The organism is Chitinophaga silvatica, from assembly GCF_003419895.1.
GTDB classification, from domain to species: Bacteria; Bacteroidota; Bacteroidia; order Chitinophagales; family Chitinophagaceae; genus Chitinophaga; species Chitinophaga silvatica.
Window position 1 is genome coordinate 39,441 of record NZ_QPMM01000002.1, and the last position, 11,892, is coordinate 51,332.

7 protein-coding genes are annotated in these 11,892 nt (G+C 41.0%); 6 read left to right on the top strand and 1 reads right to left on the bottom strand.

Going from position 1 to position 11,892, the window contains the following annotated elements; translation table 11 throughout:
* The first annotated feature begins 186 nt into the window (after positions 1 to 186).
* From DVR12_RS04490 to DVR12_RS04500, 3 genes are read left to right on the top strand one after another with little or no spacing between them, the layout of a single operon-like run.
* A complete protein-coding gene (locus DVR12_RS04490) occupies positions 187 to 3,264 on the top strand; it encodes a SusC/RagA family TonB-linked outer membrane protein (protein ID WP_116974283.1) in 3,078 nt (1,025 codons plus the stop codon).
* 10 nt (positions 3,265 to 3,274) lie between these two features.
* Positions 3,275 to 4,792 (top strand): RagB/SusD family nutrient uptake outer membrane protein, encoded by a 1,518-nt coding sequence (locus DVR12_RS04495; protein WP_116975103.1) that lies wholly within the window; start codon positions 3,275 to 3,277, stop codon positions 4,790 to 4,792.
* 13 nt (positions 4,793 to 4,805) lie between these two features.
* Positions 4,806 to 7,142 (top strand): glycoside hydrolase family 95 protein, encoded by a 2,337-nt coding sequence (locus tag DVR12_RS04500; protein WP_116974284.1) that lies wholly within the window; start codon positions 4,806 to 4,808, stop codon positions 7,140 to 7,142.
* Here the strand turns inward: DVR12_RS04500 and DVR12_RS04505 are convergent, their stop codons facing one another.
* On the bottom strand, positions 7,143 to 8,018 hold the full coding sequence (locus tag DVR12_RS04505; protein WP_116974285.1) for an AraC family transcriptional regulator: 876 nt from the start codon (positions 8,016 to 8,018) through the stop codon (positions 7,143 to 7,145).
* 143 nt (positions 8,019 to 8,161) lie between these two features.
* Between DVR12_RS04505 and DVR12_RS04510 the strand changes: the two genes are divergently transcribed.
* Genes DVR12_RS04510 through DVR12_RS04520 form a run of 3 tightly spaced genes read left to right on the top strand, consistent with a single transcriptional unit; the run spans position 8,162 to position 11,826 of the window.
* Positions 8,162 to 8,929, top strand: coding sequence for an SDR family NAD(P)-dependent oxidoreductase (locus DVR12_RS04510; RefSeq protein ID WP_116974286.1), 768 nt, complete (start codon positions 8,162 to 8,164; stop codon positions 8,927 to 8,929).
* Between the two features lie 36 nt (positions 8,930 to 8,965).
* Entirely contained in the window at positions 8,966 to 10,207 is a 1,242-nt protein-coding gene (locus DVR12_RS04515) for an enolase C-terminal domain-like protein (RefSeq protein ID WP_116974287.1), read from the top strand.
* Positions 10,204 to 11,826, top strand: a complete 1,623-nt coding sequence (locus DVR12_RS04520; RefSeq protein ID WP_116974288.1) for a sodium:solute symporter family transporter — start codon at positions 10,204 to 10,206, stop codon at positions 11,824 to 11,826. The genes DVR12_RS04515 and DVR12_RS04520 overlap by 4 nt, the downstream gene beginning before the upstream one ends.
* The last annotated feature ends 66 nt before the right edge of the window (positions 11,827 to 11,892 follow it).

Genomic DNA, 11,892 nt, shown 5'->3' on the forward strand with positions numbered 1-11,892 from the left:
TCAATTTCCTCGGCTGCTTGATTTGCTTCTGCTCTTAATTTTGGAATCGTACAATCAAACTTAGTGTTCCACGGAATAAACGTATCTCATACATTTCCACAATCAGACGTATTGCCAATAAAAAATCCAAAGGATTATTCACAGGTAGGATAATTCACGTTTTTGAAAAAATTTAAATCAACCACAATGCTATTACCAGTTCCACGAAAGTGGCTACACCATTACGGTTTGTCACTATTTGCAATTCTCCTGGGCCTGTTGCTTTCCCAGGTATTGTATGCACAGTCACCTGTTACCATTCAGGGGCGGGTGTATGACAAAAGTAATCCTATACCAGGTGCTACTATTAGGGTAGAAGGCACTACTACAGGTGCCACTTCAGATGCTGCCGGGTATTTTAAGATCACTGCCTCCGCTAATGCCACCTTGCTTTTCACTGCCTATGGCTTTAAGCCTCAAACGATTCCGGTAAATAATCGTACGTCCATCGACGTTATAATGGAAGTCGATACAAAAGCTCTTGATGAAGTAGTAGTGGTAGGATATGGTACTCAGAAAAAAGTAAATCTTACGGGTGCTGTAGCAACGGTGAAAGGGTCCGACCTCCTTACCAGACCAGTTACTAACCCAGCTGCCATGCTACAGGGAACCATGGCCGGTGTACAGGTAGTACAAAGCACTGGTGAACCAGGTAATGAAGGGGTATCAATCCGCATCCGCGGAACCGGTACCTACAGCGGCGCGGGTGTAGACCCACTCGTACTGATAGATGGGGTAGAAGGAAAACTCACAGATCTGAATCCTAACAACATTGAAAATATTTCTGTCCTGAAAGATGCGGCTTCAGCTTCAATTTATGGGGCTCGTGCTGCTAACGGCGTAATTCTGGTAACTACCAAACAAGGAACCGAAGGCAAAATGGTGGTTCAATATGATGGTAATTACGGCATTTATAAACCAACAAAATTGTTCAAGCTCATTACCAATTCAGCCGAATATATGGAGTTGTATAATGAAGCCCGTATCAATTCGGGATTGAATAACGGATTGTATCCTCAGGATCAGATCGATCTTTATAGAAATGCGACTGATCACAATCTCTATCCGAATACCGATTGGCTTAGCCTGATCTTCCAGACAGCTCCAACTCAAAATCATAATCTTTCGTTTAGTGGTGGACGTAATGGTACTACCTATAATGCCTCTATTGGGTATGTAGATCAGCAGGGGATTATGAAGGGATTTAATTATAAAAAATACAATGCCCGCCTGAATATCACTTCACAAGTAAATAAGGCTATCAGGTTCGGAGCAAATATAGCGTTGAAATCAGGTAAGAAAGAAGCTCCTGTATTCGGGGCTGAAGATATGTTCCTGTCTGCCATGGCACAGGCTCCAACTTACTCTCCAAAACTAGCTGATGGCAGTGGCAGATATACTTACAAGGCATATGATTTTGAATACAATAACAAAAATCCTATTGCATTACTCGACGGCAAAATCAATCATAATACCGACGATTATGCTGTAAATGCACAAGGCTGGTTTGAAGTACAAATAACCAAACATCTTAGCTGGTATACTAAAGCGGCTGTGAATGCAGCCTTCGATAAATATAACGATTTCAGACCCCCTTTACAGTTGTATAATTTCAAAACAAATGAATTTATGACAACCCTCGATCTGGGTGGTGGTCTGGAAATGCAGGATCAACAAAATATCTATACCAACCTTTATTCCTATTTAAACTACGAACGCTCTTTCAATGGCCATAATTTTAAACTAATGGCTGGTTACAATAACGAAAGCAGTACTTATCAATATCTGAAAGCGGCGCGTAAAAACTTCCCTACTGATGATCTCAGACAATTAGATGCCGGAAGCCCTTCTATCCAATATGCCAATGGTACAAAAAATGGATGGGCACTAATGTCTTATTTCGGTCGACTCAATTATAATTTTAAAGACCGGTATCTGTTGGAAGCGAATTTAAGATATGATGGATCTTCACGTTTAACACCTGCTTCCCGTTGGGCCGCTTTCCCGTCTTTCTCAGCAGCCTGGAGAGTAACAGAGGAGTCATTTATGAAAAACCTTCAGCTTAGCTGGTTAGATAACCTGAAACTACGTGGTAGCTGGGGTAAGCTGGGAAATCAGAACATTGGTAACTATCCTTATCAATCTATTCTTAGCTTCACCGGTAATTATTCTTTTGACGATGCCACTCTTAATACCGGTGTAGCACAGGAACAATTAGCCAACCCAGGTATTCGTTGGGAAACAACTACTATCAGTGATATAGGAATTGATATCGATGTGTTGAAAGGATGGAATATTACAGCCGACTGGTATAAAAAACGCACTACTGATATCTTAGCCAATGCTCAGGTTACTGCGGCAGTAGGTCTACAACCTCCAACTATCAATAATGGAACGTTGGATAATACAGGTATAGAATTAGGATTAGCATACAATCATTTAGTTCAGCAAGGTGCACTGAAAGGCCTTAGCTATACTATTGGCGGTACCTTGGAACATTACAAAAATAAACTGGTAAGCTTTGGCCCGCGCCAGATAGATGGATACCGCATTCGCCAGGAAGGACAGGAATATAATGCCTATTACATGCTGGAGCAAATTGGAATATTCCAGTCTGAAGATGAAATCAAAAACTCTCCTAAACAATTTAATGATGCCACTGTACCTGGTGATCTGAAATATAAAGATCAGAATGGTGATGGTGTGATTAATGATCTGGATAGAGTTACTATGTCGGGCAACTATCCTGCACTAAACTACTCTTTAAGAGTGGCTCTACAATGGAACCGGTTCGATTTGTCTGCAATGGCTCAGGGTGTGAATAATGTGAAATTCTATGTGAGCGAATGGGGAACAATTCCATTTGTACAGGGAGCCCCTCCAACTACTGATTGGCGCGACAGGTGGACCGAAACCAACCACTCTACCACTATGCCAAGGATCTATTGGGGTTGGAATGCGCCAGACAGGGTGCGTCGTGCTTCTTCTTACTACTTACAGGATGCCTCTTATTTACGTCTGAAAAATCTCACTATCGGTTATACATTACCGGTAACGGTTACACGCCGCGTTGGTATAGATTTTCTGCGTGTTTATTTCTCGGGCGACAATCTGTTTACTGCTACCAAATACAAAGGCTTAGACCCTGAACGTTACAGCAGCGGTAATTTTGTTCAGTATCCTCAGAATAAGATCTATTCCTTCGGTATCAATGTCAAGTTTTAATTCCATGGTTATGAAAATGCATAAGTATCTCTCAATAATATTAATAGGAACCATATTCATTGGTTGTACCAAAAGTTTGAATATGAATCCGGAAGATAAAATCTCCTCTGGTACCTTCTGGAAAAGCCGTGGAGATTTTGATAAAGCCCTGACTGCTTGTTATGCCTCTTTGCAGGCTGCTGAATGGGCCGTAGAAATTCCTGTGTGGGATTGCTTTACAGATAACGGATTTGCCCAGCACAATTCAGGAGCAGCCAGAGAAATTGTTGCCGGAAGTATAAGCCCTTCCACCGGTGGCTATATTAGTGGTATGTATAACGATAGCTATACCGCAATCGCCAGAGTAAATCTGTTTTTAAAACAGATGGCGGCTTATCAGAAAAATGATTTCTCGGACGAAGACAAAAAGAAATGTGAAGCTGAAGTTCGCTTTTTAAGAGCTTTTTACTACTGGGAACTATATCAGATGTATGGGGATGTGCCATTGGTATTAGAGCCGTTGACACTTGAAACTCAGTTCCAGCCAAAGGTTGCTGCTGCCGATGTTTTAAAGCAGATCATGACAGATCTCGATTTCAGTATAGCGAATCTGAATGCTACTCCGTATCCTCAGAATACAGGGCATGCAGCTGTAACATCAGCTCAGGCATTGAAAGCCCGCATTCTCTTATTTGTAGCTTATGGAAAAACCGGTACTCCGGATATCGAAATATTGAAGCAGGTAAGAGATCTTACCATCGAGATTCAAAAGTCATATACATTGAGTGCTAAATTTGAAGACATTTTTCGGGATGCTTCTCAAAAGAATAATCCTGAAATTATCTTTTCTGTGAATTTCCTGGCGCCAAATAATACTGCTCCATGGGATATGTATTATGGCGACTGGTTAGTAGCCAGCCCATTACAAAATTTTGTAGATGCATTTGAGTGTACCGATGGCCTGCCATGGGGTGTTTCTCCGCTTACTGATGCTTCTGCTCCATTCAAGAACAGAGATCCAAGATTGGCTAAAACGGTATTTGTAGATCATCCGGATTTTGGAGGTGGTAAAGTACATACTCCTTCTAATAGCCGACCAACAGGGTATGGGGTATTAAAATTCCTGGTTCCTGAAAATATTCCATATGGTTTTTCTACTTTAAGTCAGCAGAATGCTGTAGTATTCAGGCTAGGTGAAATACTACTGATGTATGCTGAAGCACAGAATGAAATAGCTGGTGCTGATGCTACCGTATACAAAGCCATGAAAGATCTGAGAGCAAGAGTAAATATGCCGGAATATCCTGCTAACCTGAGTAAAGAAGAAATGCGCGAGAGAATCAGGCATGAAAGACGTATTGAGCTTGCATTTGAGGGGTTGAGATACTATGACCTCCGTAGATGGCATATTGCAGGTCAGGTATTGAATAATGTGAAAGATGGAGTAGTTGCTTACCACTTCGAGGACAAATTTTACCAGTGGCCACTTCCACAGTCGGAAATTGATAAAAATAATGGGATCTTGATCCAGAATCCAGTTTATAAATAAATAATAAAGCATAATGATTCAACAGCAATCTTCTTTACGGTATCTCGTTCTGATTATAGTTTCAGCCTTTCTGTGGCCGGAAACAAGCATCGCACAGGAAAAAACATTAAAGCTCTGGTACAATAAACCTGCTAAGGTTTGGGAAGAAACATTGCCATTAGGAAATGGACGTTTAGGTATGACACCAGATGGTGGCGTGAACCGGGAGAAGATTGTGTTGAATGATATTACTCTTTGGTCTGGTGCTCCTCAGGATGCAAACAATTATGAGGCGTACAAACAATTGCCGGCTATCAGACAGCTGATTAAAGATGGAAGAAATGATGAAGCACAGGCATTAATGGATAAATCATTTGTTTGCACTGGCAAAGGTTCGGCAGATGTGCCTTTCGGATGTTTTCAAATGTTAGGTGAATTATATCTCGATTATACTACTTCAGGTACAGCCACCAACTATAAACGTACTTTATCATTAAATGATGCAGTTGCTACAACCAACTATCAGTTAAATGGTGTCAATTATTCGCGCGAATATTTTACTGATTTTAATGGCGATGTTGCCGTAGTTCTGCTCAAAGCAGATAAAGCCGGGAAGCTTAATTGCAGAATCGCGATTGGCAGACCAGAAAATGCTACAGTACATATGGAGGGTAAGGAACTCCGGATGTCTGGCCAGCTAAAAAGCGGTAATGCCAATCCTGGTATGAAATACCTCACAAGAGTACAAACTAAATTAAAAGGTGGATCATTACTAACGGAGAAGGATACACTCATTATTGAAAATGCAACTGAGGCTATTATTTATATATCAACGTCTACTGATTTTAACAACCCGGGTTATAAAGAACAATCACAGCGCCTGATGGCAGATGCATTGAAGCAGGATTATGCAAAGCAGAGAAATAAACATATTCTGGCTTACCAACGTTTGTTCAATCGCGTTAATGTATCTATAACAGGAAATTCTGCGATAGATGTGCCTACAGATAAACGGATGCTGAACTTTCACACCGCGCCTGCTGCAGATAACGGATTGCCGGTATTGTTTTATCAGTTTGGAAGATATTTAAGTATCAGCAGTACCCGTTTGGGTTTGCTGCCTCCTAATTTACAGGGATTATGGGCCAACCAGATACAAACACCGTGGAATGGCGATTACCATCTCGATGTAAATGTACAGATGAATCATTGGCCGGTGGAAGTAAGCAACCTGGCAGAGCTTAATCTACCTCTTGCAGCGCTGGTTAAAGGATTGGTGGAGCCAGGACAAAGAACTGCCAAAGCATATTATAATGCAGAAGGTTGGGTTGCGCATGTGATTACCAATGTATGGGGATTCACAGAACCTGGTGAAAGTGCTTCATGGGGAATTACAAAATCTGGTTCGGGTTGGTTGTGTAATAATCTTTGGGAACATTATGCTTTTACAAACGATAAAAAGTATCTGGCCGATATTTACCCTGTGCTTAAAGGGTCTGCGGCTTTTTATAATAGCATCCTTGTAAAAGATGATAAAACAGGATGGTTGGTTACTTCTCCTTCTTCATCTCCCGAAAATTCCTTCTATCTGCCAAATGGTAAACATTCAAGTATTTGCAACGGTCCTACAATCGATAATCAGATCATCAGAGAGCTATTCATGAATGTGATCACTGCAGCTAAAACACTTGGGAATGATGCAGCCTTTGCAGCTACATTGGAACAAAGACTAAAAGAATTACCACCTGCAGGAATGATTGGAAAGGATGGAAGATTAATGGAATGGTTGGAAGAATATAAGGAAACTGAACCCACTCATCGCCATATTTCACATTTGTACGGATTATATCCCGCATCGCTCATTACTCCTGAAGCCACACCTGAATTGGCAGAAGCCTGCAAAAAGTCGCTCAATGTGCGAGGCGATGATGGCCCCAGCTGGTCTATTGCCTACAAACAATTATTCTGGGCAAGATTGCATGATGGCAACAGGGCATTTAAATTATTCGCAGGGCTAATCAAACCAACCTATAATACTGATATAAACTATGGCCCGGGCGGCGGAATCTATCCTAATATGTTTTCTGCCGGTCCCCCTTTTCAGATCGATGGTAACTTTGGCGGAACAGCAGCGATCGCTGAAATGTTATTGCAAAGCCATGCTGGTTTTATTGATATTTTGCCTGCCTTACCTGATGCCTGGAAAGCAGGTGGAGAAATCAAAGGTCTGAAAGCAAGAGGTAACTATTTAGTGGATTTTAAATGGAAAGATGGAATAGTAACCAACTATAAGATTAGCAGCTCCAACAATCAGAAAGTGAAAGTGCGGGTGAATGGAGCTATCAAAGAAATTATACCAACAAAGATTTAGTTATAGTGAAGAAACCTCTCGTTTATACTCACGAGGGGTTTTACCTTTTATTTTTTTGAAGAATCGATTAAAGTGCGTGGTATTTCGGTATCCGCACTTATTCGATAATTCAACCATCGACATCTCCTTCTCCTGTAATAATCTGCAAGCATACCCTATTCTTAATTCATTTACAAAATAGGTAAATGACTTTTGTGTTCTGCTCTTAAAAAACCTGCAAAAAGAGTGTACATTAATACCTGCTATGGCAGCTATTTCAGATAAAGGAATATCCCTTTTAAAGTGTCGGAAAATATACTTAAATATATCATCCATCCTGGTTTGATCTTTATCGTTATATGGATTTACATAATTAGTGCCGGCCAGAAATTCATAACTTTTAGCTGTCATCATTTTATGTAATAAAGTGATGAAGGAAATAGTCTGTTGCAAATCCTGTTGCTGCAACATTTGCTGCATTAGCGCTACTATCTCCGTTTTTACAGGCCCATGAAATTGTACTCCCCGCTGGGCTTTTTTTAACCAGGATTTAACCGCGTTAGTATTGGTAAATGATGATAAATGTTCGGTCAAAAGATCAGGAGAAATATAAAGCGCTAAAGATCTTGCCTGTAACTTATCCCTGCCTTCAAAATATTTCTGTTCATTAATCCAGACATGAGGAGTACCCGACCCTACAAAGATCAATTCACCACTGTCGAAATAACTTATATTATCTCCTATGATTCGGCGGCCGGCACTTTCTACTACATATACCAGTTGGCACTCGTGATGAAAGTGAAATTCAGTGGAAAAGAAAGGCTGAGTAATTTCCTTAACCAGGAAAACACTCTGCTCTAAGGCTTTATCACCAGGTATTGCAAAAAGAGGCTTCATATTACCATACTAAAATATAGAAATTGGAAAATAAAGTCAAGATAGTGTTTATTTAAGTCAATATACCCAGTAGCAATTCGGTAATCCCTGCTTACTTTTGGAGAAGTACATTAGATTACCATCATCCACGTTAAAGAGAAATAATGAGCTTGAAAGACAAAATAGTGCTGATTACCGGTGGGGCCTCTGGTATTGGTCAGGCTTGTGTAGAAGCCTATGCACAACAAGGAGCAATAGTTGCTGTACTGGATAAAGATGAAACTGCCTTGCAGCTGCTGCAATCCCAATTAGGTTCACCACATAGTTTTATTTTGGCAGATTTGAAAAACAGCAATGCGATTCGAGAGGCTATTCAGCAAGTGATAAAAACCTATGGTCATCTTCATGCTATTCACAACAATGCAGGTATTGCTTCTCCTTCCAAACCTTTACATGAAACCAGTGAAGATGAGTGGGAAGAAATTATGGATGTAAATATTCGAAGTATCTATTATACTACACGTTTTGGTTTCGAAGCACTAAAAGCTGTAAAAGGTTGTATACTCAATACCAGCAGTATGGTAGGAGAAATAGGGCAGGATAATCATGCCGCTTATGTAGCTAGTAAGGGAGCCGTGAGTGCACTTACTAAGGCTATGGCCCTCGATTATGCACCTTATGGTATTCGTGTAAATGCTGTGGCTCCGGCTGGAGTATGGACGCCAATGCTTCGCAAATGGAGCCAGGAGCAACCTGTTCCCGGCAAAATTGAGCAATATCTGAATAATATTCATGCACTTGGTTATTGCCCCGAAGCCAATGAAATAGCCGACGTATGTGTTTTCCTTTTATCAGATCAGGCACGTTTTGTTACTGGTTGTATTATGCCTGTAAGTGGTGGTGCTGAACTGGGATATAAACATAGTATGTAGAAATAAGAACCCAACTTCTCTATAAACGAAAGATAAATGATCAAAAACATAATTGTAAAGGATGCCCGGTTCCCATTGAAAGGCGGTGCTGGTAGTGATGCGGTACATCAAAATCCAATTTATTCTTATACTGTAGCCTGTTTATACGATGATAAGGGCAATTGCGGAACCGGCCTGGCTTTTACTCTCGGCGCCGGTAATGAACTGGTATGTGCCGCCGCCAGATTTTATGGCGAAAAACTAATAGGGAAAGACCTTACAGAGATCATGGCATCATTCGGAGATTGGTTTAGGCAACGGTCTGATGAGCAACAATTCAGATGGTTAGGCCCACACAAAGGAGTAGTGCATCTCGCACTGGCTGCTGTTACCAATGCCTGTTATGACCTGTGGGCCAAACAACAACAGGTACCCCTTTGGAAACTCCTGTTAAATCTGAGTCCTGAACAATTAGTAAATACACTCGATCTTTCCTATCTGGAAGAAGTGCTTAGCAGAAAAGAAGCAATCGATATGCTTGCAGAAGCTTCTGATAGTCGGAATACCCGTGAACAAATACTTCAAAATGGATATCCTGCCTACGATACATCTGCCGGGTGGTTCAACTACCCCGATGAACAATTGGAAGCAAATTGCAAACAGGCATTAGAGAAAGGATTTCGTGCGCTGAAATTAAAAGTAGGTTCCAGAAATCCGGATACGGATATACGTAGAGCTAATATTGTGAGAAATGTAGTGGGGCCGGATATTAAAGTAATGGTGGATGCAAACCAGCAATGGAATTTACCGCAGGCAATTTCTATTGGTAAAAGGCTGGCGGATATTAATCCTTATTGGATAGAAGAACCAACACATCCGGATGATGTGCTATCACATAAAATATTAGCTGATGCTCTGGCGCCATTAAAGCTGGCTGTTGGTGAGCATGTTCCGAATAAAGTAATTTTTAAAAACTATTTGCAAACCGGATGTGCAGGATTTATACAGGTAGATGCTGTTAGGGTAGGTGGAGTAAGTGAATTTATTACTGTAAGTCTTCTTTGTAAAAAATTTGGAGTACCTGTTGTGCCGCATGTTGGCGATATGGGGCAGTTACATCAGCATCTGGTATTATTTAATCATATTGGTATGGGGCATGAAGCCTTATTTCTTGAACATATTCCACACCTGCGCGAATATTTCGTAAATCCTGCTTCTATAGTTGATGGACATTATCAAACACCTCAGGAACCTGGTAGTAGTTGTGACTTACTTTCTATAAATTCTTTTGCAGGATGATTGCAACCACAGATATTATCATCAGCATCAGCTACATTATTTTCATTGTAGCATTAGGCTTTTGGGCAGGCTTGTCTGGCAAAAAAAATAAGACTGAAGCCGGGGAATACTTCCTTGCCGGAAAAACCTTAAAGTGGCCGATAATAGGCATGGCATTATTTGCTACCAATATATCTTGCCTTCACCTGGTTAGCCTTGCACAGAGCGGATTTGATTCGGGGCTACTGGCCGGGAATTTTGAGTGGATGGCTGCTTTCACATTAATATTACTTGCACTATTTTTTGTACCATTCTATATTCGATCGGAAGTTGCTACCCTGCCTGATTTTCTTGAACAACGTTATAATCGCGCCTGCCGCGATTGGCTGGCATTAATTTCAGTTGTATCGGCTATAGTTATACACATTGCTTTTTCATTTTTGGCTGGTGGAATTGTACTGGAAACCCTGTTTGGCATTGATATGTTTACCAGTATAATTGCTATTGCAGTGGTAACCGGTGCTTATACCGTGGTAGGTGGACTTAGAGCTGTTGTGGTAACGGAAACAGTACAAACCATTGTTTTGCTGGCAGGAGCTGTAATTATTACAGTTTTATCCTGGCATCATGCAGGAGGCTGGAAACCCGTGTTGGAAGTACTCAGCAGCAATCAGCAACTCGATAAGCTTTCTATGTTGCATGGTCCATCAGATCCTAATGGTCTCCCCTGGTATGCTGTATTTTTAGGTTATCCGGTTATAGGAATTTGGTATTGGTGTGCCGATCAGACAATTGTGCAGCGTGTATTGGGTGCTAAGGATGAAAATCATGCACGTACTGGTGCTTTGTTTTGTGGTTTTATAAAAATTCTACCTGTTTTTATTTTTATTCTGCCTGGTTTGTTTGCTTATGTGCTGTACAAGCAGGGAACCCTGGATCTGGAAGTATTACGGCAGGCAGACGGCCAGCTGCATACCAAAGGAATTTATTCGGTGATGATCACCCGGTTAGTACCCAAAGGATTGGTTGGCGTGTTGGTGGCAGCCTTGATATCCGGACTTATGAGCCAGATTTCCGGAGCATTGAACTCAATAGCCACATTGGTTAGTTACGATCTGTATAAAAGAAATAAACCACAGGCAACAGACAGTAAGCTGGTTACAGTAGGCAGAATTGCCGCAGTACTGGCCTTATTGCTCTCTATTGGACTCTTGCCTTTATTAAATAGGTATGAAAGTCTTTTTATAGGGATTAATGACGTTATATCACATATTGCGCCACCAATAACCTGTGTATTTCTGTTAGGCATCTTCTGGAAGAAGGCTTCAGCCAGGGCCGCGCAATATACCTTATGGATTGGGTCGCTGCTGGGAGCCACAGTTTATTTTGTGGGAAAGATCTATCCGCTGAATGTTCCTGCATTGTTAATTGCATTTTACCTGTTTCTGGCCTGTGTATTCTTACAGGTGACGCTATCTTTCGTTTATCCAATGCAGCATACTGCTGCAAGTAGTAAGCTCTATTGGGAGAGTCCTTTGGCGCCTTTACGGGATAAAGGTTGGCCAGGGATAGCCAATTACAAAGTGCTTTCTTTGCTTTTAATACTGATAATGGTGGTGTTATATTGGCTATTCCGTTAATATCAAATCAATGAATATCATCATGTTAATTTTCATATAATGAAAATTAGCGAAGCCTAAATTCCT

Bases quoted from the DNA above. Each gene is read 5' to 3' on its own strand.
- DVR12_RS04490 (WP_116974283.1), top strand. From the start codon at position 187: ATGCTATTACCAGTTCCACGAAAGTGGCTACACCATTACGGTTTGTCA.
- DVR12_RS04495 (WP_116975103.1), top strand. From the start codon at position 3,275: ATGAAAATGCATAAGTATCTCTCAATAATATTAATAGGAACCATATTC.
- DVR12_RS04500 (WP_116974284.1), top strand. From the start codon at position 4,806: ATGATTCAACAGCAATCTTCTTTACGGTATCTCGTTCTGATTATAGTT.
- DVR12_RS04505 (WP_116974285.1), bottom strand. From the start codon at position 8,018: ATGAAGCCTCTTTTTGCAATACCTGGTGATAAAGCCTTAGAGCAGAGT.
- DVR12_RS04510 (WP_116974286.1), top strand. From the start codon at position 8,162: ATGAGCTTGAAAGACAAAATAGTGCTGATTACCGGTGGGGCCTCTGGT.
- DVR12_RS04515 (WP_116974287.1), top strand. From the start codon at position 8,966: ATGATCAAAAACATAATTGTAAAGGATGCCCGGTTCCCATTGAAAGGC.
- DVR12_RS04520 (WP_116974288.1), top strand. From the start codon at position 10,204: ATGATTGCAACCACAGATATTATCATCAGCATCAGCTACATTATTTTC.